This is a genomic window from Morganella sp. HSTU-ASny43 (assembly GCF_022819185.1).
Classification (GTDB): Bacteria; Pseudomonadota; Gammaproteobacteria; order Enterobacterales; family Enterobacteriaceae; genus Morganella; species Morganella morganii.
Window position 1 is genome coordinate 1 of record NZ_WSPG01000030.1, and the last position, 26229, is coordinate 26229.

Here is a 26229-nt window from a genome sequence, read left to right on the forward strand (position 1 = left end):
GTTGCGGGAGCCGGATTTGAACCGACGACCTTCGGGTTATGAGCCCGACGAGCTACCAGGCTGCTCCATCCCGCGTCCGAATATCATTAACTGAGCATATCACATTGTATTCACAGACAGCGCACTTCAAAATTGGTTGCGGGAGCCGGATTTGAACCGACGACCTTCGGGTTATGAGCCCGACGAGCTACCAGGCTGCTCCATCCCGCGTCTGTGAGGCGCTTACTATACTCAGGATGAGAGCTGATGCAAGTTTTTTCTTGATAAAAAGCTATGCTACCCCCTGATTTGGTTAATTATCCGGCTGATTGCGTGTTTTTTATTCATTTGACCGGATGATTGTTCAGCAGCAAAAATTAAAGCGGTTGCATAATAAAAGCGATTTGATATCGTTCGCATACATATTGCATTAATTCAAATTATTGGTTGGCGGATGGGTATGAGCAAAACCGGCAGGTATTTGTTGTGCGGCGTATTATTTTCTTTATTGGTTGGTTGTGAATCGCGTCCGACAGATAAAGGTCAGCAGTATAAAGACGGGCATCTGACACAGAATTTACAGGAAGTGGCGAGCGTCAACAGTCCCGGTGTGCCGGTCAACGGCCCGGACTTTCTGAAACAGGTGGAAGCCATCCGGACAACCTCGCCACGCCTGTACAATCAGTACAGCGAGAACTTCCGTGCGGTTGAAAACTGGCTGCGCTCCGGTGCGGATACCGCACAGTTGCGGCAGTTCAACCTGCACAGCTATCAGATGGAAGGCAAAGATAACTACGGAAATGTGCAGTTTACCGGCTATTACACCCCGGTCGTTCAGGCCCGTCATACCCGTCAGGGGGAGTTTCAGTATCCTATCTACCGCATGCCGCCGAAAAAAGGCAGCCGTCTGCCGAGCCGGGCCCAGATTTATAACGGCGCGCTGAGTGATAACTATGTCCTCGCCTACAGCAACTCACTGATGGATAATTTCCTGATGGATGTTCAGGGCAGTGCTTATATTGATTTCGGTGATGGTTCTGAGCTGAACTTTTTCGCGTATGCCGGGAAGAACGGGCACGGTTATACCAGTATCGGGCGTGTTCTGATCGATCGCGGCGAGGTGGAGAAGAAAGATATGTCGATGCTGGCGATCCGCCAGTGGGCCGATAATCACTCTCCGCAGGAAGTGCAGGAATTACTGGAGCAAAACGCCTCTTTTGTCTTCTTCACACCGAAGCAGTTTGCACCGGTGAAAGGGGCGAGCGCGGTACCGCTGATTGCCAAAGCCTCTGTGGCCTCGGATAAAACTCTGATCCCGCCGGGTACCACGCTTCTGGCGGAAGTTCCGGTGCTGGATAACCAGGGTAATTTTACCGGCCGTTATGATATGCGTCTGATGATCGCACTGGATGTCGGCGGGGCTATCAAGGGGCATCACTTCGATATCTATCATGGTATCGGCCACGATGCCGGGCTGATGGCTGGTTTCTACAATCACTACGGCCGCGTCTGGGTACTGAAAAAAGGGATCCCGCCGATCCTGAACCCGGCGCTGTAGTCTTCCTTTTGTCCGGTGTATACTTCACTCTGATGTATGCACCGGCATCAACTCCTTCTTTTTCCGTGACTGACACCGCAGGTTCCCGATGACACAAACTTCTTTATCTGATGCGTACTTACAGCGCTTCGCCGGTATTGGCCGTCTTTATGGTCAGCAGGCACTCCGTTTATTTGCCCGGTCTCATTTCTGTGTTGTCGGCATCGGTGGTGTCGGCTCGTGGGCTGCGGAAGCACTGGCGCGTACCGGAATCGGTGCCATTACACTGATTGATATGGATGATGTGTGCATAACCAATACCAACCGGCAGATCCACGCCATGCAGGGCACGGTCGGACAGCCGAAAATTGAGGTGATGCGGGAGCGGATCCTGGCTATCAACCCGGAATGTGAGGTGCATTGTACGGATGATTTTGTCACGCCGGATAATGTCGCAGACATGATGAGCCCGGGGTTTGATTATGTGATTGATGCTATCGACAGCGTCCGCCCGAAAGCAGCGCTGCTGGCTTACTGCCGCCGCAATAAAATTCCGCTGGTTACCACCGGCGGTGCCGGCGGGCAGATCGACCCGACACAGATTCAGGTCGCGGATCTGGCGAAAACCTTACAGGATCCGCTGGCGGCGAAACTGCGTGAACGTCTGAAATCAGATTATGGTGTGCGTAAAAACGGCAAAGGGCGGCTCGGGATTGATTGTGTGTTCTCGACAGAACCGCTGCGTTACCCGCAGGCGGACGGCAGCGCGGCCTGTGGTATGAAAAACAGTGCGGAAGGGAGTATGCGGATGGACTGTGCCGCCGGATTCGGTGCCGCCACCGTGGTCACGGCATCCTTCGGGTTTGTGGCGGTCTCTCATGCACTGAAAAAACTGGTGGCAAAAGCGGAGCGTGCTGCGGCGGAATAAGCCTTTCAGGCGCTGAACCGCTGTGCAATGGCGCGGGCGGCATCAATCAGTGCCTGAATCCCGTTTTGTCTGGACTGGCTGAGCTGCGCACTCAGCCCGTACTGTTCATACGCTGCAGATAAATCCGCGGATAACAGAGCTGCCGGTGTCAGACCTTCCGCTTCGGTCAGCAGTATTGCCAGAAGGCCTTTAACAATCCGTCCGTCACTGTCCCCCCAAAAATGCAGTGTACCGTCACTGCTGAGTGTGCCATCCAGCCAGACGCGGTTTTCACAGCCTTTAATTTCTGTCTCTTCACCTTTGCTTTCCGGCGGCAGTGCCGGTAACTGACGTGCCAGCATCACCAGCTGACGGTATTTTTCCTCCCATGAGCGGCAGGCGGAAAAGGTTTCCGTGAGCTGCTCACGGCGGATAGTGTGGCCGAACGGGTTTGCCGGGAATGTGTGTGTCATCTTTTTCTCTCAGTTGTCAGCCAGAATTTCAAGGGCAAACTGTACCGCCTGCACCAGCTGACGGACATCATCCGGCTGATTATACGGCATAAAGGAGACCCGCAGACAGCCTTCCGTGCCCAGCGCCTGACACAGCGGCTGCGCACAGTGCTGCCCGTGGCGCAGGGCGATATTTTTTTCCGCCAGCAGCGTGGCGATATCACTGTGATGAATACCATCGATATTAAAGGCCAGCAGCGGGCTGCCGGGGCTGCGGTAACTGCGGAAACCGGGGAGTGCCGCGAGCTGCTGTTCTGCACTGTCACACAGTGCAATGGTGTAATCGTGGGCGGCGGTGAGATCGATTGTATCCAGCCAGCGCAGGGTTTCTCCGAACGCGGTAACACCGGCCACATTGGGCGTTCCTGCTTCAAAACGGGCGGGAACCGGAGCCGGGGTGAAGCTGAAAAAGTCGGTATCCGTCAGCATTTTGCCGCCGCCCTGCCACGGCTGCATGTCACTGAGCAGCTCCGGACGGCCGTACAGCACACCCAGCCCGTTCGGGCCATAGAGTTTGTGGGCGGAAAACGCATAGAAATCAACATCACTGAGGGTGACATTCAGCGGGCGGTGAACCACGCCCTGAGCACCGTCAGCGACAATCAGTGCGCCGTGCTGATGTGCCAGCTGCGCCGCGCGGGCAATATCCGGCTGACAGCCGGTGACATTGGACATCTGTGTGACCGCCACCAGCCGGGTGCGTGGTGACAGCAGGGTTTCCAGCTGATCACAGCACAGTGTTTTGTCCGCTGTCAGCGGCCATTTCACCAGGGTTGCTCCGGTCTGCTGTGCCAGCATGATCCAAGGGATCAGGTTGGAATGGTGTTCCATCTCACTGACAATGATTTCATCCCCCGGCTGCAGACGCGGGCGGAAAAAGCCCTGAGCGACCAGGTTCAGGGATTCGGTGGTGCCTTTTGTCCAGATACAGCTGCGAGCGTCCTCAGCCTGAATCAGCTGCCGCACAGCGTCACGGGCCTGCTCAAACTGTTCAGTGACGGCTCTGGCCTGCCGGTGATGGCTGCGGTGAACGGTCGCGCCGCTGTCATGCTGATAATAGCGGGCGGTGGCCTGTGTCATCACCTCCGGTTTAAGGGCGGTGGCGGCGCTGTCGAGAAAAATAGTGTCACCGGCAGTCCCGGGAAAGGCGCGGCGGAATGTATCGGGAGAAAAGGTTTTCATCAGTGTTATCAACGGCAGTCTGAGATAAACAGAGCTTATGCAAAAAGTGCGGTATCCGGTACATCAGAGGCGGGAGCCCGGTGGTGACCGGCCGGATCGCGGCGGTAGCACCGTCAGCGACGGTTTACTATAATCAACATCGTGGCGGCTTTCCAGACGGGGGAAACGTATCTGCGGACGGAAGGCAAAAAAAAGCACCGCAATCGGCGGTGCATTCAAAAAATCACTATGGACAGACAGGGTAAATGTACAGGAAGTGAAAAAAACAGTAGCTTAAGCTACTATGTCCGGAACTCCCGGACAACTTGCAAACACAACATCACAACCACATAGCCAAAAGTTTTGCAGTATCGCTACCGTTCAACTTTTCGTTCCGGCTTAGGAAGTGGGCATACTATAGGTATTTGCTGGTGTATCATCAAGGGACAATTTATAATGCTTCGGATTACAAAAACTAATCCCGACTAAACTTACGTTACCGGTATCCGGATCTGACAGAAAAACCAGAAAATGTCCAAACGATTGCCTCCGCTCAATGCTTTGCGTGTCTTCGATGCTGCCGCCCGCCATTTAAGTTTTACTAAGGCGGCGGAAGAGCTTTTTGTGACTCAGGCCGCAGTGAGCCATCAGATGAAAAGCCTGGAAGATTTCCTCGGGCTGAAATTATTCCGCCGCCGGAACCGTTCGTTGTTGCTGACGGAAGAGGGGCAGAGTTATTATCTCGATATTAAGGAAATCTTCTCAGCGATAAACGACGCCACACGCAAACTCCAGGCACGCAGTGCCAAAGGGGCGCTGACAGTCAGTCTGTCACCGAGTTTCGCGATCCAGTGGCTGGTGCCGCGTCTGTCCGGCTTTCATCAGGCCTATCCGGGCATTGATGTGCGGATCCAGGCGGTTGACCGCGAAGAAGATAAACTGGCCGATGATGTGGATGTGGCGATTTTTTACGGCAGGGGTAACTGGCCGGGTCTGCGTACAGACCGGCTGTATGCGGAATATCTGATCCCGGTGTGCGCGCCGTCACTGATGACCGGTGAACGGCCGCTCAAAACGCTGACCGATTTGTCGTATCATACACTTCTGCATGATTCATCCCGCCGTGACTGGCAGGCGTATATCCGTCAGGCGGATTTGCAGCAGCAGGTTAATGTGCAGCACGGGCCGATTTTCAGCCACAGTGCGATGGTGATTCAGGCCGCAGTGCACGGGCAGGGCGTGGCACTGGTCAATAATGTTATGGCAAAAAATGAACTGGATGCCGGTCGCCTGGTGTGCCCGTTTAAAGATATTCTGGTCAGTAAGAATGCGTTTTATCTGGTGTGTCAGGACAGTCAGGCTGATTCCGGTAAAATCGCAGCATTCCGTCAGTGGATTATGGCGCAGGCGGCGAGTGAACAGGAAAAACTAGGTTGGATGACAAGTGAGCAGGATTAACCTGAACTTCACATAAGGTATGGCAAATGAATAGTCGGTTGATGTTAATTTTTGCCGGTTTCAGCGGCTTTTTTTATGTTGCATTCGGCGCAATCGGATCGCACCTTTTAACACCGGTTCTGGCAAAGCACCAGATGGACTGGATTAATCTGGGTCTCCAGTACCAGATCTCACATACACTCGCCCTGATGGGGCTGGCCGCTGTGCTGATGCGCAAAGTGGTATTGTGGTTTTACTGGAGCGGACTGTTTTTCGGGATCGGCATTCTGCTGTTTTCCGGCAGCCTGTATTGTATGGCGCTGTTACAGATGAAATATTTTGCCTATTTTACGCCGGTTGGCGGGGTAAGTTTCCTGTTAGGCTGGTTTTGTGTATTGATTGGCGCGCTGCGTCTAAGGAAAGTGGCTTCCGGCCATGAATAAAATAGCATTATATTGCCGTCCGGGTTTTGAAAAAGAGTGTGCAGCTGAGATCACGGATAAAGCCGGGCGTCTTGAGATTTTTGGTTTCCCGCGGGTTAAAGAGAACAGCGGTTATGTCATTTTTGAATGCTATCAGCCGGATGATGCCGATCGCATTGCAAAAGAGATCCCGTTTAAAGAACTGATTTTTGCCCGTCAGATGATAGTTGTCGGCGAACTGCTGAAAAACTTACCCGAAAATGACCGGATTTCGCCGATCATGGGGATGCTGACCGGCGTGGTGGAGCGTGCGGGTGATCTGCGCGTCGAAGTGCCTGACACCAACGAAGCCAAAGAGCTGATGAAGTTCTGCCGTAAATTCACGGTACCGCTGCGTTCGGCACTGCGTCAGGAAAAACTGCTGCTGGCAAAAGAGAACCGGGGCCGTCCGGTCATTCACGTTTTCTTTATCGCGCCGGGCTGTTGCTATGTCGGTTATTCTTACTCGAATAATAACTCTGCGTTCTACATGGGGATCCCGCGTCTGAAGTTCCCGTCAGATGCACCGAGCCGCTCCACCCTCAAGCTGGAAGAAGCATTTCATATGTTTATTCCGTACGACGAATGGGAAGAGCGTCTGGAAGGCGGATTACAGGCGGTGGACCTGGGGGCATGCCCGGGCGGCTGGACGTATCAGCTGGTGAAACACAGTATGCGTGTTCAGGCCGTGGATAACGGCCCGATGGCTGAAAGCCTGATGGAAACCGGTCAGGTGCGCCATCTCCGTGAGGATGGCTTTAAGTTCGTGCCGACATCCAAAAATATTACCTGGCTGGTCTGCGATATGGTGGAAAAACCGGCGAAAGTGGCCGCGCTGATGACCACATGGATGGTTAATGGCTGGTGCCGCGAGACGATTTTCAACCTTAAACTGCCGATGAAAAAGCGCTATGAAGAGGTATCTCATATCCTCGAAAAAATGGCTGCTGAAATGAAAGAGCAGGGCGTGAATGCGCTGATCCACGCGAAACATCTGTATCATGACCGTGAGGAAATTACGGTGCATGTCCAGCGGGTGTGGGGTGCATATAACCCGGATCGGGTCTTCTGATGAAAAATCCCGGCAATGATTGCCGGGATTTTTTTTGTATCACTTCACCTTCGGCAGGAAAGAGATATCCATGTAGTATTTATCAGGATTTTTCTTGTCCACATAAACGGTGACAAACTCCTGATTAATAAACGGTGAGGGGTCAAACGCAATATTGTGGCTGTAATACAGTTTCACCGTGTTTGCCGCAGTGTCATGCATTTGTGCCACAATCTGAAACGGGCTGCGGCCGTTGATATTGATCGTGGTATTCAGGATCACTTCACTGAACCGGGCTTTGACCGGCATTCCTTCCCGCAGCAGGCGCTGACCGGATTTACTCCGCAGATACATGATAATCAGCGGCAGCGTACCGACCAGTGCAAATACCGCACCCATTCCGAGAAGAATCACGGCTCCGCCGTACAGACCGCCGAAAGAGTGGATAACCGCGTTATCCGGGTTGCCCGGCTGGTAAATAACATCAATATCGTCACCCAGTGCATTGTGGTAACCGCTGCTGCAATAAGAGGACTCTATGACATACTCTTCCTGCCCGTCAGTGTATTTCACCACAGGACAATAAGTAGTACCGTCATCAGAGCGATGAACAGACAGATCGATAATTTGTCCGGTGACCACTATTCCGCTTTTTTCCTGTGAATAACCGGAAAGGTAAAAGTAACTGCCGCCCATCAGCATCAGCAAACCAATAACAGCAAAAACCCCTAAAATAATGCGTGCTTTCGTAAACATAAGCCATCCGCTAGCTGGTTAATATATTAATAAAACCGAGTGTAGGGGATGTCCGCCGGTTTATCTAACGATTTTAACTTAAGCTAAATTTGACCGGGATTATTCCGAACGAAGCTGAGTAAACACAGGCACTCCGTTGTCTGGTTTAAGAGCTGCTGTTTCCCGCTGGTAAGCGCAACTGGCTGAGATTGCCCTGTAAATGCAGATCCCGCTTCAGGGTGGCGACGTCACGGCAGCTGTAAGCCATGGCTTTTCCGTCGATCAGTTTCTGACGCCATTTTTCCGGTACCCGGTCAATGTCGCTGTAAAGTGAGTCCAGATCAGCAAAGGTGCTGAGCAGTGTGGCCGCTGTTTTCGGGCCGATACCGGTGATGCCGGGAATTTTACTGCTGCTGATGCCGCTTAAGCCCCAGAAGTCCGGTAATTGCTGCGAGGTAACACCAAATTCGGCGGCAATAAACGGCATATCGAGCCAGCGTTTCTGAAAATAGTCGCGGATCTGAATCTGCGGGGAGAGCAGCTGGCAGTAGCCTTTGTCGGTGGAGATAATCGTCACTCTGTGTCCCGCCTGACCGACTTTGTGCGCCAGTGTGGCGGCGAGATCATCCGCCTCATCCCCTTCGGAATGCCATGCCCGGATGCCGTGACGGGCAAACATTTCCCGCAGCAGCGGCAGTTCCTGCCGGACAACCTCCGGCATCTCACTGCGTCCCGCTTTGTAACCCGGCAACAGCTGATGACGCCAGCTGTGACTGCGGTCGTCCTCATCAAAGACAGTGACCGCGTGTGTCGGTTGTGCATGATTCAGGATCTGCATCAGCGCCTGCTCACAGACCAGCAGGCCGGACTGGCTCTGCACGGCGTAGATCCGGCGGATCAGATTCATTGCATCGATAATCAGTAAATGGATCATAGTCGCTATATATAATTTCCCCGCCGGCGGCGGGGAAACAGTTCAGATAAAAAGTATCAGCGGATGATTTCGTAGCATGGCTCGTAAGCCGTGCCGCCCGGTAATTTCATCCGGTGCTGTTCAACAAATCCGCGCAGCATGACATCCATCCGCTGCATAATGGCTTCTTCGCCGTGGATTTTGAACGGCCCGTGCTGTGCGATGGCCTGCATACCATTTTCTTTCACGTTACCGGCGACAATACCGGAGAACGCACGGCGCAGATCTGCCGCCAGTTTTTCCGGCTCCTGATTGCGGTACAGGTTCAGCGCGGCCATATTTTCATGTGTCGGCTCAAACGGATGCTGCAGATCACCGGCAATTTTAATCGACCAGTTGAAGCTGTAAGCATCCCCGGTGCTGCGGCGGTTATCTTTCACTTCCGGCATGGCGCGTTTCATTACGCGGGCAACTTCCACCGGATCATCAATAATGATCTGATAATGGCGGGTAGCTTCTTCGCCCAGGGTGTTGATCACGAAATCATTGAGCACACGGAAATAGTCGGCGCTCTCTTTCGGCCCGGTCAGTACCAGCGGCAGCACCTGATCTTTGTTTTCCGGATGCATCAGGATCCCCAGCAGGTAGAGCAGCTCTTCAGCCGTACCGACCCCGCCCGGGAAGATGATGATCCCGTGTGCCAGGCGGACAAAGCTTTCCAGACGTTTTTCGATATCCGGCATGATGATAAGTTCGTTCACCAGCGGGTTAGGCGGCTCGGCAGCAATAATGGACGGCTCGGTCAGGCCGATAAAACGGCTGTTTTTGTAACCCTGTTGGGCATGGCCGACAGCCGCGCCTTTCATCGGCGCTTCCATAGCACCCGGTCCGCAGCCGGTACAGATATTCAGCTCGCGCAGCCCCAGCTCGTTACCGACTTTACGTCCGTACAGGTATTCGGTTTCATTGATGGAGTGACCGCCCCAGCAGACGATCATATTCGGATCTTCATCAATATGCAGGGCGCGGGCGTTACGCAGAATAAAGAAAATCAGGTTGGTAATATGTGCGCTGTTGTCCAGATTCAGGCCGCGGCAGCGCTCGGCATCGGTGATCTGAGTCTGTACGAACAGAATATCGCGCAGCACGGCAAACAGGTTAGCCTGGAGTGAACGGATAATTTTGCCGTCAACAAACGCATTCTGCGGCGGGTTCACCAGTTCGAGTTTTACCCCGCGCTCACGGCGCAGCACGTTAATATCAAAGTCCGGGAAACGGGACAGTAATTCATGACTGTTATCCATCTGGCTGCCGGAATTCAGTACCGCCAGCGAACAGTTGCGGTACAGACGGTACAGGTGACTGCTTGCTGTCCGTTTCAGAACATCAACTTCAAGCTGGGAAAGCAGATCCATAGAGCCTAACGGGCTGATATGTGTGATCAAGTAAAACTCCTTGTTATCCCGTGGATAAATTGTAGTCGTACAGGTTGCGCGCTGTCTGCCTTACTGACGGGCAAGACGGTCCGCAGACGGTGTAAAGTCCGTATTGGTGCGCCACGGATTGATATCCAGCCCGCCGCGCCGTGTATAACGGGCATAGACAGTCAGGGCAACCGGGCGGCAGTGTGTATTCAGATCGGTAAAAATCCGCTCAACGCACTGCTCATGAAACTCGTTATGGTTGCGGAATGACACCAGGTACCGCAGCAGTTTTTCACGATCAATTTTGTGGCCGCGATACTGTATGGCGACGGAGCCCCAGTCAGGCTGCTGTGTAATCAGGCAGTTTGATTTTAGCAGGTGGCTGACTAACGTTTCTTCAACGACATCGTCATTTTCATTGACGGCATCAATAAGATAATCACTGCTGAACTGATAATCAGTAATCGTAATATCCTGATAATCGATACACTCGCCGGTAAAATCAATGATTTTTTGTCCGGTGAACTGATCCGGGCGCAGCAACTCCACTGTCACCTTTCCCTGTGCACAGGCGCTTAAATCCTGCTCCAGTGTGCGGCGGACATCATCCGCAGAGGCAAATACTGTCTGGTTAAAGCTGTTAAGATAGAGCTTGAAGCTCTTGGATTCAATCAGATTCAGCCCGGCGGCATCGAGGGAAACATAGCCGAGCGCAATGCAGGGCACGCCGTTCGGCTGTAACCAGGAGAGCTCATAGAGTGTCCACAGATCCGCACCGCGAAAAGGCAGATTATCCGCATGCAGATGCAGGGCATCCCGGTTGAGGCTGCGCGGCACACCCTGCAATAAGGCAGGATTGTAATGCTGCTCATAACCGGTTTTTTTACCGAGCGTCAGTGACGCCAGTTCCGCCTTTCCTTCATACAGAGACATAAATAACCCTTTTACCTCAGGTGAAAAATAGTACCGCCTGTCGCCAATACAGTCTGTCATACGTTACTATAGCGGCATGATACTTTTATGTTTAACAGGTTTTGCGATATGACCCGCACAGTTTCTCAGGCGTTACATCAGTTTACCCGGCATTATGTCGGTTTATGGCAGGAAAAAACAGGTTTACCGCCGATCAGTCACGATCTTTATGGTATTCCTTCCCCGTGTATTATCCGCACCGGTGATGAATGTGTGTACTGGGAGCCGGCGGAATTCACCGCAGACAAGCATTTGCAGCCGGTTGAGAAAGCGCTGGATATTCAGCTGCACCCGGATATCAGTGAATTCTACACGCAGCAGTTTGCGGGGGATATGCAGGCTGTTTTTGAGGATATTCAGCTCAGTCTGGTGCAGGTCTGGAGTGAGGATGATTTTATCCGCTTACAGGAAAACCTGATTGGTCATCTGGTCACGCAGCGCCGTCTGAAACTGCCGCCGACACAGTTTATCGCCACACTGGAATCGGAATTTGACATGATTTCTGTCTGTAACCTGAGCGGTGAAGTGATCCTCGAAACGTTCGGTACCACAAAGCGCCGGGTGCTGGCGGCGGATACGGCATCATTCCTGTCACAGCTGACGGCGGTATGCACAGCATAAATATCACTGACAGCGGTGTGGGATTTTACCGGTGATGGCTGTAATACGGTCTGCCGCAAAGTGATGATTCTCTGAAAATAACCAATAAATTCATGTGGTTAATATTTCTGTGTCACTGTGATTTCCCGCCGGTATTATTGTTTGTCACGCCGTGCTGCGGCATGCTGTCTGTGCCCATAAGGAAGTGGACGGAAATACACGGATGTATTTTCAGCAGAGACAGGATGTTATTTTATTAAAAACGAGGGGGATTTTTCCCCCTCGTTTTTAATCCCCCCGCAACTCCCCGTTATGCCTTTTTATGTCTTCCGGACAGGAATTGATTTTTACTTATCTGACCTCAATGTTACGCTACAGATATCAGCGGCATTGGCTGCGGAAAATGAATTTTACAGCGTAAACAGGTTTCAGTTATGACAAAACATCAGCAGATTACTGCGATCCTGACGGACATCGAGAATGAGATGCGCGCCGTCGAGCTGTGGCAGGGGCAGCCTCCGGCAGCAGAAGCATTTGAAAGCGAACTGCCGTTTGCGGTGGATACCATGAATGCCCATGAATGGTTACAGTGGATCCTTATCCCGCGTCTGTATGCCATGATTGAACAGGGCGCGGCACTGCCGTCCGCCTTTCAGATAGCCCCGTATTTTGAAGAGCACTACAGAGGGGACGAACAGGCTGCACGCTATCTGGTGCTGCTTGACCATTTACGGGCACTGGACGGGCTTTTCGCGTGACACAACCATTGCAGGACACGCCATTACCGGAAAAACCATTACTGGAAATCTGTTATCAGGATGAACATATCGTCGCGGTGAATAAACCCGCCGGATGGCTGGTACACCGCAGCTGGCTTGACCGTCATGAAACGGTATTTGTGATGCAGACACTGCGCGACCAGATAGGTCAGCATGTTTTTCCGGTTCACCGTCTCGACAGACCGACCTCCGGCGTTTTGCTGATGGGATTATCGTCTGAGGTAGCACGCCTCCTGTCACAACAGCTTGAGCGGCATGAAATGCAGAAAACCTATCATGCGGTGGTGCGCGGCTGGATAGAAGAAACGGCGACGCTGGATTACCCGCTGGTGGAAGAGCTGGATAAAATCGCCGATAAATTTGCGGCGGAAAAACCGGCGCAACCGGCAGTGACACACTACCGCCCGCTGGCGAAAGTGGAGTGTCCGGTGGCTATCGGGCGTTACCCGACATCCCGTTTTACCCTGACGGAACTGAAACCGGAAACCGGACGCAAACACCAGCTGCGCCGCCATATGCAGCATCTGCGGCATCCGATTATCGGTGATACCGCGCACGGCGATCTGCGTCAGAACCGGGGATTCACAGAACATTTCGGCAGCCGCCGGCTGATGCTGCATGCATCTGAACTGGCGCTGACACACCCGGTCAGCGGAGAGCCGCTGGTACTGCATGCCGGTTTCGATGAAACCTGGCAGCGGGTGGCGGAACAGCTTGGCTGGACATTACCCTGATTTATTAATAATTTGATTTTACTGATGAAAAAGGACGGATAATGGCACGTATCGGTATTTTTATCGGCACAGTTTACGGCAACTCGCTGGCTGTGGGTGAAGAGGCGCAGACCATTCTGGAGCAGGCCGGTCATGAAGTGGTGTTATTTGATGAACCGGAACTGTCACAGTGGAAAGATTACCTTACAGATGTGGCACTGGTGATCACCTCCACCACCGGACAGGGCGATCTGCCGGATAATATCCGCGAACTGTTTGCCGGTCTGCGGGATGACATCGGTTATCAGCCGTCACTGCGCTACGGTATTATCGCGCTGGGCGACAGCAGTTATGATAATTTTGCCGGTGGCGGCCATCAGTTCAATGAGTTACTGCAGGAACAGCATGCGCAGCGCATCGGCGAGATGCTGGTGATTGACGGCGCGGAAGTCGCTGCACCGGAAGAGTTTGCACAGCCGTGGCTGAAAACCTGGGCGGCACTGGTCAGCTGATCACGGAAAACAACGCCGCAGCAGCTTTGCAGCACTGCGGCAGTGTTTCATCCGGTTACTTGCGGGTCAGTTTTTCCAGATCGCTTTCAATTTCAGCGATCTTATTGGACACCACATGCTCCAGATGGCGGAGATCGTCGAGGATCTTACGTTTCAGATCGATTTCCGGCATCGCGCTCTCTGTCTGCTGGCAGATGGTATCCAGCTCTTCGATGACATAACGCAGGTTGCTGTTGATCTCATTAATCTCTTTGAAACCCTGTGCATCCTGGATAGTCTTGCGCTGACGCGGGTACTTAAACTTCACGCTCTTGGCGAAAAACTCGCCTTTATCCTTGCGGAAATAGATTTTCAGAATGTCGTTGTTCGCTTCCTGACGAAGAGTATAGCGATCAATATCTTCAGGATGCGTAATTCCCAGACTTTTTAAATTGTCGTACATGTGCGCCACCTATTGATTGTTATTCTGTCCTGTTCCCGCCGCAAAAGGCGGAAGATAAGATGCACGGATAAAAAAATAGCGGAGTTATTATCCGCTATTTCTGAGATTAGTCTATGGTGCGTAACAATTCATTAATTCCGACCTTGCCGCGCGTTTTTTCATCTACTTTTTTGACAATCACCGCACAATAGAGGCTGTAACGGCCATCTTTTGACGGCAGATTACCGGAGACAACCACAGAGCCCGCCGGGACACGGCCGTAATGGATTTCGCCGGTTTCGCGATCATAAATTTTGGTGCTCTGGCCGATATACACACCCATGGAAATCACGGAACCGGTTTCCACAATCACTCCTTCCACCACTTCGGAACGTGCGCCGATAAAGCAGTTGTCCTCGATAATGGTCGGATTGGCCTGTAACGGCTCTAATACCCCGCCGATACCGACACCGCCGGAGAGATGCACGTTTTTACCGATCTGCGCACAGGAGCCGACCGTCGCCCAGGTATCCACCATCGTGCCTTCATCCACATAGGCACCGATATTGACGTAAGATGGCATCAGTACGGTATTGCGGGCGATAAACGCACCACGGCGGGCTGCCGCAGGCGGTACCACACGGAACCCTTCGCGCTCAAAACGCGCCTGGTCGTAATCCGCGAATTTCATCGGGACTTTATCAAAGTAACGGGATTCAGCCCCGTCCATCACCTGATTGTCACTGATACGGAAAGAGAGCAGCACTGCTTTTTTCAGCCACTGATGTGTCACCCAGGTGCCGCCGATTTTTTCAGCGACGCGCAGTTTTCCGCTGTCCAGTAACTCAATCACCTGATTAACTGCGTCACGCAGTACAGGGGTGGCAGTTGCCGGTGTCACAGCGGCGCGATCTTCAAAGGCGGATTCAATAATGGCCTGTAATTGCTGCATCGGTGTTCGTTTCCTTTTATCTGGTGCTTTGATGAATTTACTCTGTTTTATCCTTTGAATTGAGGGCTTTTGTCAACCGTTCAGTCAGTTCTTCCTGAATATTTTTATCCAGCGCTTTATTATCCTTATCCGTCAGAATAAAAATATCCTCGACTTTTTCGCCGGTTGTGGTGATGCGCGCGCCGTGCAGCTGAAGGCCGAGTACGGCAAAAATCTGACCAACCTGCGCCAGCAGTCCGGGTTTATCCAGCGCATATAATTCCATGTAGCTGCGCAGGCCGCGTTTATTGTGAATAAACTTCACCCGCGTCGGCACATCAAAATGGCGCAATTTGGCGGGGGCGGTCCGGGTGCGGTGGTTCGGTACATAATCTGTGGTAACCGCGCAGGCCAGTGCTTTACGGATAGTGTCATGGCGATCGGCGGCGAGAGGCTTGCCGTCCGGCTCCAGCACCACAAAGGAATCCATTGCCATATTGTCGCGGTTGGTGAAAATCTGGGCGTTCTGGACACTGAGATTGCGGCGATCCAGCTCGCTGACCACCGAAGCAAACAGGGAAGGGCGGTCGTTGCACCAGATAAAAATTTCACTGCCGCCGTGGCTGCGCTGGTTACTGATAAGGATCAGCGGTGATGCCATATCATTTTTCAGCAGTGCCCCGGCGTGCCAGGCAAGCTGTTCCGGGGTATGGCGCAGAAAATAATCTGCATGACAGCGCGACCAGAACCGGTTCAGTTTCTGCTCATCGGCACCGTCCTGACGCAGCAGGGCCAGTGCACGGTCGCGGTGGTGGCGGATCCGCTGGCGCAGATTCGGTTTATTATGCACTCCGCGTAATAACTGGTTTTCGGTGCTGATAAACAGTTCGCGCAGCAGACTGCGCCGCCAGCCGTTCCAGAGCGAGGCATTGGTCGCCCATATATCGGCAACGGTCAGGCAGATAAGGTAACGGAGCCGCTCTGTGCTCTGCACCTCACCGGCAAAGGTGCGGATCACTTCCGGATCCTGAATATCCCGGCGCTGCGCGGTCACCGACATCAGCAGGTGTTTTTCCACCAGCCAGCTGACCAGAGCTGTGTCTGCTTCATTCAGGTCGTGATATTCACAGAATTCCCGTGCATCTGCCGCACCAAGAACGGCATGATCGCCCTGTCTGCCCTTGGCGATATCGTGGAACAGAGCCGCCAGGCGCAGCAGTTCCGGCTGCGGCAGTTTCGGCCAGACATCCACACACACCGGATGATTCACCCGCTCGGATTCCAGCCTGAAAGTATCGATTTTTCCCAGCACCCGCAGTGTGTGTTCATCCACGGTATAGGCATGGAACAGATCGAACTGCATCTGCCCGACAATATTGCCCCACAGCGGCATATAGGCACCCAGCACACCATGACGGTGCATCGGAACAAACGCGGCGCTCACACCGCGCGGATGGCGCAGGATCGCGATAAACAGCTCTCTGGCCTCCGGATACTCCATCAGCGGACGGCTGAGATGCCGCCGGGCATGGCGCAGCTGACGCAGTGTGCCGGAATGAATGCCGGTGATGGTGTCATCACAGGCCATGCGGTAAAACATCCGCATAATGGCAGCGGGATCCTCACTGAACAGCGAATCACGGATAAGCCCGATACGGTGGCCGTACAGCTGAAAATCCTTATCAAGCGGTTTGGGGGTATCGTGGTGCCCTGCGTGCAGAATGGCTTCGTCGAACAATTGCAGCAGCATTTCATTGAGTTCGGACACGCGGCGGGTGACGCGGTAATAGGCTTTCATCATCCGCTCGACCGGCTGATTGTGCTCGCCGTCATACCCGAGCTGCTCCGCCACACTGAGCTGGCGATCAAACAGCAGGCGGTTATCGTAGCGGCTCAGAGACAGATGCAGGGCAAAGCGGATGCGCCAGAGCATATCCAGACATTCATTCAGCTCTTCCCGCTCGGCATCGGTCAGGAAGCCGGAACCGGCCATTTCATACAGCGACGTCGCACCGAAATGGCGGCGCGCCACCCAGAGCAGGGTATGGATATCACGCAGCCCGCCCGGACTGCTTTTGATATCCGGTTCCAGGTTATAACTGGTGCTGTGATAGCGGGCGTGGCGCTCTTTCTGCTCTGCCAGTTTGGCGGCAAAAAAGCGCGGTGACGGCCAGAAGCTGTCATTAAATATCTGCCGCTGTAACTGCAGGAACAGCGGCAGAGTGCCGCAGATAAGGCGCGATTCAATCAGGTTGGTGGCGACAGTCAGGTCGCCGAGTCCTTCGCGGATACACTCATCCAGGGTACGGACACTGTGGCCGACCGTCAGTTTCAGATCCCACAGCACGGCAATAAACTCCCCGATTTTCGGCGTGAGTGCTTCCGGCAGCGGGGCTCTGCTCAGCAGCAGGATATCGATATCCGACAACGGGTGCAGCTCCCGGCGACCGTAACCGCCGACCGCCACCAGGGCGAAATCCGCCACCTCATCAAAACTGAAAAACTGCCACAGGCGGATCAGCAGCTGATCGATATAATCACTGCGGGTCAGCAGCAGGGTATGAACCGGCTGGCCTTCGCGGAAAGCCTCTGCCTGCCAGCGGCGGTAATGCTCCAGGTGTTCCCGCAGCACAGGCAGCTGCAAATCATCATCAGTAAAGGATAACGGCGAGGCGGGTTTCAGGGCTGATGCGGTACTCCGGGCGTTGTCCATGCGGGATCCTTGTGGCAGAGGTGTTCTGCTGCAAGGTTACTGCGTCAGCGGGGAAATAACCAGTTTTTTGCCGGTCCGCCGGGGTTATATCAGCACAGGGCCCGGCATCGGGATAAACTGCAGAATAATGCGTTTGTTTTCATCATCCACCCGGTAAATCAGGCAGCTGCGGAAGTAGTTATGCAGGACGTCACTGAGGTTAATATAGGTATCTTCGGCGATCCCGCAGCCGTTGCTTTGTCCGTCAGTGCGGCACATGCCCTGATTGACGATATCCTTCAGGTACGGGGAGGATTGCAGTATTTCCGGCGCATTATCATCGGTACTGAAACTGAACAGAGAGCGGTCCGGTGAAGCAGTCAGACGGGTGATGCGGTAGCTCTCCCCGGCATTCAGGTACTGTCTGCTCTCGCTTGCCAGCGCGGCGGTATCAATATTCAGGGCAGTGATGCTGATCCGGCCGTTGAAATAGGGATTTTCCGTCGGCAGCAGAATGTTTTTCCGCGTCGGAAACGACTGTTGTGACAACGCAACCAGTGTGAAATAGGAGCCGAGGCTGCTTGCCGGGACATACACTGACTGGTGATCAAACACCGGTTTGGTAAAGGCCAGATCAAACAGATTCAGTTCGTAAACATTCTGGTGGATCTGCACACCGACAGCATACCCGCGTGCGACAAACTCTTTCTGCCACCAGCCGGATGACTTGGTCAGGAAATAAAACGGTATCAGCATGACAAGCAGGATCAATGTGACAATACCAATAATGATACAGGCAGATTTCCGGGGGGAAGTTGTCATTCCGGTTATTCCTCAGCGTCCTGACGGCGGGGAGGTATCATGCCCGGCATGTGCGCCGGACATGAATACAGGGCGGTTACTGCGCAACGAGAATACGGGAAAGCGCGCCTTCCTCATCTTTACGCAGGGTCATGATTTCACAGCCGTCATCGGTGACAACCAGCGTGTGCTCATATTGCGCGGATAAGCCGCGATCTTTGGTTTTGACAGTCCAGCCGTCTTTCATGGTACGGATGCGGTAATCGCCGGTATTGAGCATCGGTTCGATGGTAAATGCCATGCCTTTTTTCAGCACCACACCGCCGTCATCGCCGTCATAATGCAGCACCTGCGGCTCCTCGTGGAAACCTTCGCCGATACCGTGACCGCAGTAATCGCGCACGACAGAATAATCATGGCCTTCCGCGAATTTCTGGATAGCCGCGCCGATAGTCCGCAGGCGGATGCCCGGTTTAACCATACGCAGTGCCAGATAGAGGCTCTCCTGTGTCACGCGGCACAGACGCTCGCCCTGAATCGTCGGTTTTCCGGCGATAAACATGGCAGAGGTGTCGCCGTGGAATCCGTCTTTGATAACAGTGACATCGATATTCACAATATCGCCGTTTTTTAAGATTTTATCTTCACTCGGAATGCCGTGGCAGACCACATCATTGACGGAGATACAGACAGATTTCGGGAAGCCGTGGTAGCCGAGACAGGCAGAAATAGCCTGCTGTTTTACCGTAATATGCTCGTGGCAGATGCGGTCGAGTTCACCGGTACTGACACCCGGCACAACATGCGGGGCGATAATTTCGAGCACTTCGGCCGCAAGACGACCGGCGACACGCATCTTCGCGATGTCGTCTTCTGTTTTGATTGTGATTGCCATAATTATTGATATCCGAACCGGGAATGCCCCGTGACTTTACTTAGGAATACTGGTACTGAAACGCGGTATGTTATCAGCCGGAGAAAAGGATGCCAATCATTGCGCGGAAACCCGGCGGACAACGGATAACCGCCGGCATGAAAACTGAAGAAAATGTGGTATCGCTGCGGCTTTTATGGTATAAAGCGCGCCGGCATTCCGTGTATTTTGCCCGGTTGCCGGAAACTTAAATTAACTCAACTGTTATAACACACACGAATCGGCACGTGCGCCGGGGTGCTCCGAAGCTTAACGCTGACAGGGAGTCGGAAGCATGGGATTCGTGGAGGCATAACCCCAACTTATTATTTACAGAGGTTTAAAATGGCTACTGTTTCCATGCGCGATATGCTCCAGGCGGGCGTTCACTTCGGTCACCAGACTCGTTACTGGAACCCGAAAATGAAACCATTCATCTTTGGTGCCCGTAACAAAGTGCATATCATCAACCTGGAAAAAACTGTTCCGATGTTCAACGACGCATTAGCTGAACTGAACAAAATCGCTTCACGCAAAGGTAAAATCCTGTTCGTAGGTACCAAGCGTGCTGCAAGCGAAGCGGTACAGGAAGCTGCAATCAGCTGTGACCAGTTCTTCGTGAACCACCGCTGGTTAGGCGGTATGCTGACTAACTGGAAAACAGTCCGTCAGTCAATCAAACGCCTGAAAGATTTGGAAGCACAGTCTCAGGACGGTACTTTTGACAAACTGACCAAGAAAGAAGCGCTGATGCGTACCCGTGAACTTGGTAAGTTAGAAAATAGCCTGGGCGGTATCAAAGACATGGGCGGTTTACCTGACGCTCTGTTTGTTATCGATGCTGAGCACGAGCACATTGCAATCAAAGAAGCAAACAACCTGGGTATCCCTGTATTTGCTATCGTTGATACTAACTCTGATCCGGACGGTGTTGATTTCATCATCCCGGGTAACGATGATGCAATCCGTGCAATCAAGCTGTACCTGGGCGCAGTCGCGACTTCTGTCCGCGAAGGCCGTTCACAGGATCTGGCTGTTCAGGCTGAAGAATTAGCCGCTGAATAATCTGAGTCCGCTCTCTGAGCGCTCTTATTAACCAGGTATTGCTGCAAATGGTTAGGGAGCCGTCATGGCTCCCTATACGCATCTGATATACGAACAACTCCCCGCAGAAACAGTTTCTGCGAGCTCATCGAGGAAATAACATGTCTGGAATTACCGCTGCATTGGTAAAAGAACTGCGTGAACGTACTGGCGCAGGTATGATGGAATGTAAAAAAGCACTGGTTGAAGCAAACGGTGATATCGAATTAGCTATCGATAACATGCGTAAATCCGGCCAGGCTAAAGCAGCGAAAAAAGCAGGCCGCGTTGCTGCTGAAGGCGTTATCTTATCTGCTGTCAGCGCAGATGCTAAATTCGGCGCACTGATCGAAGTTAACTGTGAAACAGACTTCGTTGCAAAAGATACCGGTTTCCTGGCATTCGCACAGGACATCCTGAATTTCGTTATGGCTGAGAAAACTGCTGATGCAGAAGCTATCGTTGCGAAATTCGAAGAACAGCGTGTTGCACTGGTTGCCAAAATCGGTGAAAACATCAGCTTCCGTCGTGCTGCTATCTTAGAAGGCGACATGGTCGGTTCTTACATGCACGGCGCACGTATCGGTGTTCTGGTTGCTGCAACCGGCGCTAACGAAGAACTGATCAAACACATTGCTATGCACGTTGCGGCAAGCAAACCTGAATATACCAAACCTGAAGATGTTCCTGCTGATGTTGTTGCTCACGAGAAACAAATCCAGCTGGATATCGCAATGCAGTCCGGTAAACCTCAGGAAATCGCAGAGAAAATGGTTATCGGCCGTATGAACAAATTCACCGGCGAAATCTCTCTGACCGGTCAGCCGTTCGTTATGGATCCAAGCAAATCTGTCGGCGATCTGCTGAAAGAAAACAAAGCAGACGTGACTGCATTCATCCGTTTCGAAGTGGGTGAAGGTATCGAGAAAGCTGAAGCTGACTTCGCTGCAGAAGTCGCGGCAATGAGCAAATAATCATTGCATATCAGAGCCGCCGGAAGGCGGTTCTGTTTTATCTGCAGTACCCCTGTTTATCATCCGGGCATCCGTCCGGGTATCTCTGGCAATAAATTCATCTGTTTAGGACAGAACACCATGGCTACCAATGCAAAACCTGTTTATCAACGTATTCTGCTGAAGCTCAGTGGCGAGGCTTTACAAGGGAATGAAGGTTTCGGAATTGATGCGACTGTACTTGACCGTATGGCGCAGGAAATTAAGGAACTGGTTGAACTGCAGATTCAGGTCGGTGTCGTTATTGGCGGGGGCAATCTGTTTCGCGGCGCAGGGCTGGCCGAAGCCGGTATGAACCGCGTTGTCGGTGACCATATGGGTATGCTGGCAACCGTGATGAACGGTCTGGCAATGCGTGATGCACTTCATCGCGCTTATGTGAATGCGCGGCTGATGTCTGCGATTCCGCTCAACGGCGTTTGTGACAATTACAGCTGGGCTGAGGCAATCAGTCTTTTACGTCACGGCCGTGTGGTTATTTTTTCTGCCGGAACAGGCAACCCATTCTTTACCACAGATTCTGCGGCCTGTCTGCGCGGGATCGAAATTGAAGCGGATGTGGTGCTGAAAGCCACAAAAGTGGATGGCGTTTACTCAGCCGATCCGGCCAAAGACCCGGATGCGGTGCTGTATGAAAAACTCAACTATCAGGATGTGCTGGAACGCGAACTGAAAGTGATGGATCTGGCGGCCTTTACCCTGGCCCGTGACCATAACCTGCCAATCCGTGTTTTCAACATGAACAAACCCGGTGCATTACGCCGTGTCGTGATGGGCGAGAACGAAGGTACCTTGATTTCGCGTGACTAAACGCCGGGACACCGGCGGAATTTGACGGTATCATTTATAAATCGATTCGCCAAAATTATAATGCGGGCCGCGCGACAGGCACGGTCTGAAAAATTACCCGTTTCCAAGGACTCATAACGTGATTAATGAAATCCAGAAAGACGCGCAGGAACGCATGGAAAAATGCGTCGAGTCGCTGAAATCCCAAATCAGTAAAGTGCGCACCGGCCGTGCTTCCCCGAGCCTGCTGGACGGTATCGTTGTTGAATATTACGGTACACCGACTCCGCTGCGTCAGTTAGCTAACGTGGTTGCGGAAGATTCACGCACCCTGGCTATCACTGTGTTTGACCGTTCAATGTCACCGGCTATCGAAAAAGCGATTATGGCCTCTGACCTCGGTTTAAACCCGTCATCTGCCGGTACGGTTATCCGTGTTCCGCTTCCTGCACTGACTGAAGAACGCCGTAAAGACCTGATCAAAGTCGTCCGCGGTGACGCTGAGCAGGGTCGTATTGCTGTGCGTAACGTCCGCCGTGACGCGAACGATAAAGTCAAAGCACTGCTGAAAGATAAAGAAATCAGTGAAGATGATGACCGCCGTTCCCAGGACGACGTTCAGAAAATGACTGACCTGTTTATCAAAAAAATCGATGATGCACTGGCAGCAAAAGAAAAAGAGCTGATGGAATTCTGATTCGGATGCTGTGCTGAACAGAACATATAAAAATAGTGCCCGAGGGCACTATTTTTTTACTTATCAGTTGCGGAAATGACTTCTCACTCTCTGTTGACCAAAGTGCTATACTTTTGCGATTCGAAATAACGATAAAGTAACATTGAGTATTTATCATGAAAGGTTTGGCAATTCTCGGATCCACAGGATCTATCGGTAAAAACACACTCTCGGTTATTCGTCAGCACCCGGATCTGTTCCGTGCGGTGGTTCTGGCAGCCGGGAAAAATGTTCAGACGATGTTTGAACAGTGTCTGGAATTTAAACCCCGCTATGCGGTGTTATCCGACGAAGTGGCTGCCGGTGAATTGCGCATTCAGCTGAAACTCCACGGCAGTGCAACCGAGGTACTCAGCGGCAGTGCCGCTATCTGTGAAGTGGTTCAGCTTGATGAAGTGGATCAGGTGATGGCCGCTATTACCGGGGTGGCCGGGCTGCTGCCGACTCTCGCGGCTATCCGCGCTGACAAACGTATTCTGCTGGCAAACAAAGAAGCGCTGATCACCAGCGGGCGTCTGTTTTTTGCCGCCATGAGCACCAGCCGCGCTGAACTGTTTCCTATCGACAGCGAACATAACGCGATTTTCCAGTCCCTGCCGGCCGGCGTACAGTTATCTCTCGGGCATGCTGACCTGACTGCCGCAGGTATTGATTCCATTATCCTGACCGGCTCCGGCGGCCCGTTCCGCGAAACCACCTTATCTGAGCTGGCCAATATGACCCCGGATCAGGCCTGTGCACATCCGAACTGGTCAATGGGACGTAAAATTTCCGTGGATTCCGCGACGATGATGAATAAGGGCCTTGAATATATTGAGGCACGTTATTTCTTTAATGCATCAGCAAAACAAATGGAAGTGATTGTGCATCCGCAGTCGGTGATCCACTCCATGGTCCGCTATACTGACGGCAGCATTATCGCGCAGCTGGGCACACCGGATATGCGCACCCCGATCAGTTATTCCATGAGTTATCCGGGCCGTATTACCGCCGGAGCTGAACGCCTTGATTTTACCCGTATGGGCGGCCTGACATTCACTGAGCCGGATTATAACCGTTACCCGTGCCTGAAACTGGCGATCGAAGCCTGTGATGACGGGCAGGCGGCAACCACGGCAATGAATGCGGCGAATGAAGAAACTGTGCAGGCATTTTTACAAAACAGAATCCGTTTCACAGATATCGCGCAAATAAACCGTATGGTAGTGGAAAATCACCGGTTCACGGAACCTCAGTCAATTGATGATGTCCTTATTATTGATAAACAGGCGCGGGAACTGACCCGTAAATCAATCGGAAAAATCGCGAAGTAATTAATTTATATTAACGGGTTGCGTTTGTCGGTGAATAGCGCAAGTGATATAGTTCAGCGTTGCGATTTCTGTAAATCAGATTTTTAATGACCGGTTAATAACACCATGACGTTATCACTGACAAACAGAGACAACACCGTGAACCTGCACGGTGTTTTTGTGTCTGACGCCATGTATTAACCGATACCTCAAAGGATTAACTTGCGTGACAGTATCCAGTGAAAATGCCTCAGAAAAGCCGGGACCTCAGCATGTCGCCATTATTATGGACGGCAACGGCCGCTGGGCAAAAAAACGCGGAAAATTGCGGGTTTCCGGCCATCGCGCAGGGATCAAATCGGTCCGCAGCTCGGTCAGTTTTGCCATCAAAAACCAGATAAAATCCCTGACACTTTATGCCTTCAGTAGTGAAAACTGGAACCGTCCTGAACAGGAAGTCCACTCACTGATGGAGTTGTTTGTCTTTGCGCTGGACAACGAAGTCAAAAGTCTGCACAAGCACAATGTCAGATTATCTGTCATCGGTGATATCAGCCGGTTCAGCCCGCGTCTGCAGGAGCGTATCCGCCGTGGTCAGGTGCTGACCGCCAATAACACCGGTTTACAGCTGAATATCGCCGCCAACTACGGCGGACGCTGGGATATCACCCACAGTGTGAAACAGGTGATAGCACAGGTGCAGCGCGGGGAATTGTCCGCTGAAGATGTCAGCGAACAGGATATCAGCCGTCATATCTCGCTTCATGACCAGCCGCCGATTGATCTCGTGATCCGCACCGGTGGTGAGCATCGTATCAGTAACTTCCTGCTCTGGCAGGTTGCGTACGCCGAATTTTATTTTACAGAAGTGCTGTGGCCTGACTTTGATGAAAACGCATTCAGCGATGCGGTGACTTCTTTTACACAGCGTGAGCGCCGTTTCGGCGGAACCACACCTGATGATCAGTCTGAGCAGGCTCCGGGAGGAAATGTTGCTTAAGTACCGTCTAATTACTGCCATTATTTTAATTCCGCTGGTACTGCTGGCGATGTTTATGCTCGCACCGGCACATTTCGGCTGGGTGGTGATTGCCGTGTGTGGTCTGGCCGGCTGGGAATGGGCGCAGTTTGCCGGTCTGAAAGGTGCCGGACAGCGTATTGTCACCGGTGTGCTGTTTGCCGCCGGTCTGGCTGCGTGGCAGCTGACACTGGATATGAATAACCTGATGGCGGATGCTGCTGTACAGATCAGCCTGTGGGCGGCGCTGGTCTGGTGGGTATGTGCGGTGCTGCTGGTGATCAGTTTCCCGAAATCCGCCGCGCTGTGGAAAGATTCTGTGATTATCCGCCTGATCTTCGGTGTGGTGACCATTGTTCCGTTTTACAGCGGCATGATGGTACTGCGTACCCAGGGATATGCGGGCGGTGATGTGTATCAGGGGGCCTGGTGGCTGCTGTATGTCATGCTGCTGGTCTGGGCGGCGGATTCCGGGGCGTATGCCTTCGGCCGTCTGCTGGGCAAACACAAAATGGCACCGCGTGTCTCGCCGGGCAAAACCCTGGAAGGTCTGGCCGGTGGCCTGATTACCGCCGGTCTGGTGTCCTGGCTGTTCAGTCACTATTCGCCGTTGCAGACACTGCCGGAAAACCTGATTATTGTGTCGGTGATTGTGGTTCTGATTTCCGTGTTCGGTGATCTGACCGAAAGCATGTTTAAACGTCAGTCCGGCGTGAAGGACAGCAGTCAGCTGATCCCGGGGCATGGCGGCGTGATGGATCGCATTGACAGCCTGACCGCGGCAGTACCGGTATTTGCCGGTCTGATCCTGTTAGTATTCTCCGGCTTTTAAGCACACCGGGAGCAG

General features: G+C 52.6%; 27 protein-coding genes and 2 tRNA genes. 16 read left to right on the forward strand and 13 right to left on the reverse strand.

Going from position 1 to position 26229, the window contains the following annotated elements:
• Position 1: 1 nt before the first annotated feature.
• Positions 2-75: transfer RNA gene (locus GN208_RS14690), tRNA-Met, on the reverse strand.
• A gap of 58 nt (positions 76-133) precedes the next feature.
• Positions 134-210, reverse strand: a tRNA-Met gene (locus GN208_RS14695).
• Positions 211-439: 229 nt separating this feature from the next.
• Here GN208_RS14695 and mltA point away from each other — a divergent pair.
• Both mltA and tcdA read left to right on the forward strand, forming a co-directional pair.
• Positions 440-1537 carry a murein transglycosylase A gene (mltA, locus tag GN208_RS14700; RefSeq protein WP_015422456.1) on the forward strand — a complete coding sequence of 366 codons (1098 nt, stop codon included), beginning with the start codon at positions 440-442 and terminating at the stop codon, positions 1535-1537.
• 88 nt (positions 1538-1625) lie between these two features.
• Positions 1626-2444 carry a tRNA cyclic N6-threonylcarbamoyladenosine(37) synthase TcdA gene (tcdA, locus tag GN208_RS14705; RefSeq protein ID WP_004237201.1) on the forward strand — a complete coding sequence of 273 codons (819 nt, stop codon included), beginning with the start codon at positions 1626-1628 and terminating at the stop codon, positions 2442-2444.
• Between the two features lie 5 nt (positions 2445-2449).
• On the opposite strand, the gene csdE is transcribed toward tcdA, so the two are convergent.
• Positions 2450-2896, reverse strand: a complete 447-nt coding sequence (gene csdE, locus GN208_RS14710) for a cysteine desulfurase sulfur acceptor subunit CsdE (RefSeq protein ID WP_004237202.1) — start codon at positions 2894-2896, stop codon at positions 2450-2452.
• 9 nt (positions 2897-2905) lie between these two features.
• Entirely contained in the window at positions 2906-4117 is a 1212-nt protein-coding gene (csdA, locus tag GN208_RS14715) for a cysteine desulfurase CsdA (RefSeq protein ID WP_004242200.1), read from the reverse strand.
• Positions 4118-4627: 510 nt separating this feature from the next.
• Between csdA and GN208_RS14720 the strand changes: the two genes are divergently transcribed.
• Genes GN208_RS14720 through rlmM form a run of 3 tightly spaced genes read left to right on the forward strand, consistent with a single transcriptional unit; the run spans position 4628 to position 7066 of the window.
• Complete coding sequence (locus GN208_RS14720; RefSeq protein WP_004242201.1) at positions 4628-5554, forward strand: transcriptional regulator GcvA; 927 nt, start codon at positions 4628-4630, stop codon at positions 5552-5554.
• Positions 5555-5580: 26 nt separating this feature from the next.
• Complete coding sequence (locus GN208_RS14725; protein ID WP_015422457.1) at positions 5581-5976, forward strand: DUF423 domain-containing protein; 396 nt, start codon at positions 5581-5583, stop codon at positions 5974-5976.
• Positions 5969-7066, forward strand: coding sequence for a 23S rRNA (cytidine(2498)-2'-O)-methyltransferase RlmM (gene rlmM, locus GN208_RS14730; protein ID WP_004237207.1), 1098 nt, complete (start codon positions 5969-5971; stop codon positions 7064-7066). Before GN208_RS14725 ends, rlmM begins: the two co-directional genes overlap by 8 nt.
• A 39-nt stretch (positions 7067-7105) precedes the next feature.
• Here the strand turns inward: rlmM and GN208_RS14735 are convergent, their stop codons facing one another.
• The 4 genes from GN208_RS14735 to queF form a co-directional block, all read right to left on the reverse strand.
• A complete protein-coding gene (locus GN208_RS14735) occupies positions 7106-7801 on the reverse strand; it encodes a DUF3592 domain-containing protein (protein WP_004237208.1) in 696 nt (231 codons plus the stop codon).
• Between the two features lie 145 nt (positions 7802-7946).
• Positions 7947-8714 carry a flap endonuclease Xni gene (gene xni / locus GN208_RS14740; protein WP_004237209.1) on the reverse strand — a complete coding sequence of 256 codons (768 nt, stop codon included), beginning with the start codon at positions 8712-8714 and terminating at the stop codon, positions 7947-7949.
• Positions 8715-8770: 56 nt separating this feature from the next.
• Entirely contained in the window at positions 8771-10138 is a 1368-nt protein-coding gene (gene ppnN / locus GN208_RS14745) for a nucleotide 5'-monophosphate nucleosidase PpnN (RefSeq protein WP_004237210.1), read from the reverse strand.
• A gap of 60 nt (positions 10139-10198) precedes the next feature.
• Positions 10199-11050, reverse strand: coding sequence for an NADPH-dependent 7-cyano-7-deazaguanine reductase QueF (gene queF / locus GN208_RS14750; protein ID WP_243828465.1), 852 nt, complete (start codon positions 11048-11050; stop codon positions 10199-10201).
• Between the two features lie 108 nt (positions 11051-11158).
• Here queF and syd point away from each other — a divergent pair, with 108 nt between their 5' ends.
• The 4 genes from syd (at position 11159) to GN208_RS14770 (ending at position 13693) form a co-directional block, all read left to right on the forward strand.
• The gene (syd, locus tag GN208_RS14755) at positions 11159-11710 is read left to right on the forward strand and encodes a SecY-interacting protein (protein ID WP_004237213.1); all 552 of its coding nucleotides are present in this window, start codon (positions 11159-11161) and stop codon (positions 11708-11710) included.
• A 413-nt stretch (positions 11711-12123) separates the two neighbouring features.
• Entirely contained in the window at positions 12124-12447 is a 324-nt protein-coding gene (locus GN208_RS14760; RefSeq protein WP_004237214.1) for a YqcC family protein, read from the forward strand.
• The gene (truC, locus tag GN208_RS14765; protein ID WP_015422459.1) at positions 12444-13202 is read left to right on the forward strand and encodes a tRNA pseudouridine(65) synthase TruC; all 759 of its coding nucleotides are present in this window, start codon (positions 12444-12446) and stop codon (positions 13200-13202) included. Before GN208_RS14760 ends, truC begins: the two co-directional genes overlap by 4 nt.
• 41 nt (positions 13203-13243) lie before the next feature.
• Positions 13244-13693 carry a flavodoxin gene (locus GN208_RS14770; protein ID WP_004237216.1) on the forward strand — a complete coding sequence of 150 codons (450 nt, stop codon included), beginning with the start codon at positions 13244-13246 and terminating at the stop codon, positions 13691-13693.
• A 55-nt stretch (positions 13694-13748) separates the two neighbouring features.
• Here the strand turns inward: GN208_RS14770 and GN208_RS14775 are convergent, their stop codons facing one another.
• From GN208_RS14775 to map, 5 genes are all read right to left on the reverse strand, one after another.
• Complete coding sequence (locus GN208_RS14775) at positions 13749-14135, reverse strand: DUF3461 family protein (protein ID WP_004237217.1); 387 nt, start codon at positions 14133-14135, stop codon at positions 13749-13751.
• A gap of 106 nt (positions 14136-14241) precedes the next feature.
• Positions 14242-15066: a 2,3,4,5-tetrahydropyridine-2,6-dicarboxylate N-succinyltransferase gene (gene dapD, locus GN208_RS14780; protein ID WP_004237218.1), complete on the reverse strand. Its 825-nt coding sequence runs from the start codon at positions 15064-15066 to the stop codon at positions 14242-14244.
• 37 nt (positions 15067-15103) lie between these two features.
• Entirely contained in the window at positions 15104-17758 is a 2655-nt protein-coding gene (gene glnD / locus GN208_RS14785; protein WP_004237219.1) for a bifunctional uridylyltransferase/uridylyl-removing protein GlnD, read from the reverse strand.
• Between the two features lie 84 nt (positions 17759-17842).
• Positions 17843-18559 (reverse strand): hypothetical protein, encoded by a 717-nt coding sequence (locus tag GN208_RS14790; protein ID WP_004237220.1) that lies wholly within the window; start codon positions 18557-18559, stop codon positions 17843-17845.
• 76 nt (positions 18560-18635) lie between these two features.
• The gene (gene map / locus GN208_RS14795) at positions 18636-19433 is read right to left on the reverse strand and encodes a type I methionyl aminopeptidase (protein WP_004237221.1); all 798 of its coding nucleotides are present in this window, start codon (positions 19431-19433) and stop codon (positions 18636-18638) included.
• A gap of 363 nt (positions 19434-19796) precedes the next feature.
• Here map and rpsB point away from each other — a divergent pair, with 363 nt between their 5' ends.
• From rpsB to cdsA, 7 genes are all read left to right on the forward strand, one after another.
• Positions 19797-20516 carry a 30S ribosomal protein S2 gene (rpsB, locus tag GN208_RS14800; RefSeq protein ID WP_004242214.1) on the forward strand — a complete coding sequence of 240 codons (720 nt, stop codon included), beginning with the start codon at positions 19797-19799 and terminating at the stop codon, positions 20514-20516.
• A 140-nt stretch (positions 20517-20656) separates the two neighbouring features.
• Positions 20657-21508, forward strand: coding sequence for a translation elongation factor Ts (tsf, locus tag GN208_RS14805; RefSeq protein WP_004237224.1), 852 nt, complete (start codon positions 20657-20659; stop codon positions 21506-21508).
• Between the two features lie 120 nt (positions 21509-21628).
• A complete protein-coding gene (pyrH, locus tag GN208_RS14810) occupies positions 21629-22357 on the forward strand; it encodes a UMP kinase (protein WP_015422460.1) in 729 nt (242 codons plus the stop codon).
• 118 nt (positions 22358-22475) lie between these two features.
• Positions 22476-23033: a ribosome recycling factor gene (gene frr, locus GN208_RS14815; protein WP_004242216.1), complete on the forward strand. Its 558-nt coding sequence runs from the start codon at positions 22476-22478 to the stop codon at positions 23031-23033.
• Positions 23034-23188: 155 nt separating this feature from the next.
• A complete protein-coding gene (gene ispC / locus GN208_RS14820; RefSeq protein ID WP_004237227.1) occupies positions 23189-24385 on the forward strand; it encodes a 1-deoxy-D-xylulose-5-phosphate reductoisomerase in 1197 nt (398 codons plus the stop codon).
• A 205-nt stretch (positions 24386-24590) separates the two neighbouring features.
• The gene (gene ispU, locus GN208_RS14825) at positions 24591-25364 is read left to right on the forward strand and encodes a (2E,6E)-farnesyl-diphosphate-specific ditrans,polycis-undecaprenyl-diphosphate synthase (RefSeq protein ID WP_004242218.1); all 774 of its coding nucleotides are present in this window, start codon (positions 24591-24593) and stop codon (positions 25362-25364) included.
• A complete protein-coding gene (cdsA, locus tag GN208_RS14830) occupies positions 25357-26214 on the forward strand; it encodes a phosphatidate cytidylyltransferase (RefSeq protein WP_036415726.1) in 858 nt (285 codons plus the stop codon). Before ispU ends, cdsA begins: the two co-directional genes overlap by 8 nt.
• Positions 26215-26229: the final 15 nt, after the last annotated feature.

Excerpts from the sequence above, each read along its gene's own strand:
- mltA (WP_015422456.1), top strand. The coding sequence starts at position 440 with ATGAGCAAAACCGGCAGGTATTTGTTGTGCGGCGTATTATTTTCTTTA.
- tcdA (WP_004237201.1), top strand. The coding sequence starts at position 1,626 with ATGACACAAACTTCTTTATCTGATGCGTACTTACAGCGCTTCGCCGGT.
- csdE (WP_004237202.1), bottom strand. The coding sequence starts at position 2,896 with ATGACACACACATTCCCGGCAAACCCGTTCGGCCACACTATCCGCCGT.
- csdA (WP_004242200.1), bottom strand. The coding sequence starts at position 4,117 with ATGAAAACCTTTTCTCCCGATACATTCCGCCGCGCCTTTCCCGGGACT.
- GN208_RS14720 (WP_004242201.1), top strand. The coding sequence starts at position 4,628 with ATGTCCAAACGATTGCCTCCGCTCAATGCTTTGCGTGTCTTCGATGCT.
- GN208_RS14725 (WP_015422457.1), top strand. The coding sequence starts at position 5,581 with ATGAATAGTCGGTTGATGTTAATTTTTGCCGGTTTCAGCGGCTTTTTT.
- rlmM (WP_004237207.1), top strand. The coding sequence starts at position 5,969 with ATGAATAAAATAGCATTATATTGCCGTCCGGGTTTTGAAAAAGAGTGT.
- GN208_RS14735 (WP_004237208.1), bottom strand. The coding sequence starts at position 7,801 with ATGTTTACGAAAGCACGCATTATTTTAGGGGTTTTTGCTGTTATTGGT.
- xni (WP_004237209.1), bottom strand. The coding sequence starts at position 8,714 with ATGATCCATTTACTGATTATCGATGCAATGAATCTGATCCGCCGGATC.
- queF (WP_243828465.1), bottom strand. The coding sequence starts at position 11,050 with ATGTCTCTGTATGAAGGAAAGGCGGAACTGGCGTCACTGACGCTCGGT.
- syd (WP_004237213.1), top strand. The coding sequence starts at position 11,159 with ATGACCCGCACAGTTTCTCAGGCGTTACATCAGTTTACCCGGCATTAT.
- GN208_RS14760 (WP_004237214.1), top strand. The coding sequence starts at position 12,124 with ATGACAAAACATCAGCAGATTACTGCGATCCTGACGGACATCGAGAAT.
- GN208_RS14770 (WP_004237216.1), top strand. The coding sequence starts at position 13,244 with ATGGCACGTATCGGTATTTTTATCGGCACAGTTTACGGCAACTCGCTG.
- GN208_RS14775 (WP_004237217.1), bottom strand. The coding sequence starts at position 14,135 with ATGTACGACAATTTAAAAAGTCTGGGAATTACGCATCCTGAAGATATT.
- dapD (WP_004237218.1), bottom strand. The coding sequence starts at position 15,066 with ATGCAGCAATTACAGGCCATTATTGAATCCGCCTTTGAAGATCGCGCC.
- glnD (WP_004237219.1), bottom strand. The coding sequence starts at position 17,758 with ATGGACAACGCCCGGAGTACCGCATCAGCCCTGAAACCCGCCTCGCCG.
- GN208_RS14790 (WP_004237220.1), bottom strand. The coding sequence starts at position 18,559 with ATGACAACTTCCCCCCGGAAATCTGCCTGTATCATTATTGGTATTGTC.
- map (WP_004237221.1), bottom strand. The coding sequence starts at position 19,433 with ATGGCAATCACAATCAAAACAGAAGACGACATCGCGAAGATGCGTGTC.
- rpsB (WP_004242214.1), top strand. The coding sequence starts at position 19,797 with ATGGCTACTGTTTCCATGCGCGATATGCTCCAGGCGGGCGTTCACTTC.
- tsf (WP_004237224.1), top strand. The coding sequence starts at position 20,657 with ATGTCTGGAATTACCGCTGCATTGGTAAAAGAACTGCGTGAACGTACT.
- pyrH (WP_015422460.1), top strand. The coding sequence starts at position 21,629 with ATGGCTACCAATGCAAAACCTGTTTATCAACGTATTCTGCTGAAGCTC.
- ispC (WP_004237227.1), top strand. The coding sequence starts at position 23,189 with ATGAAAGGTTTGGCAATTCTCGGATCCACAGGATCTATCGGTAAAAAC.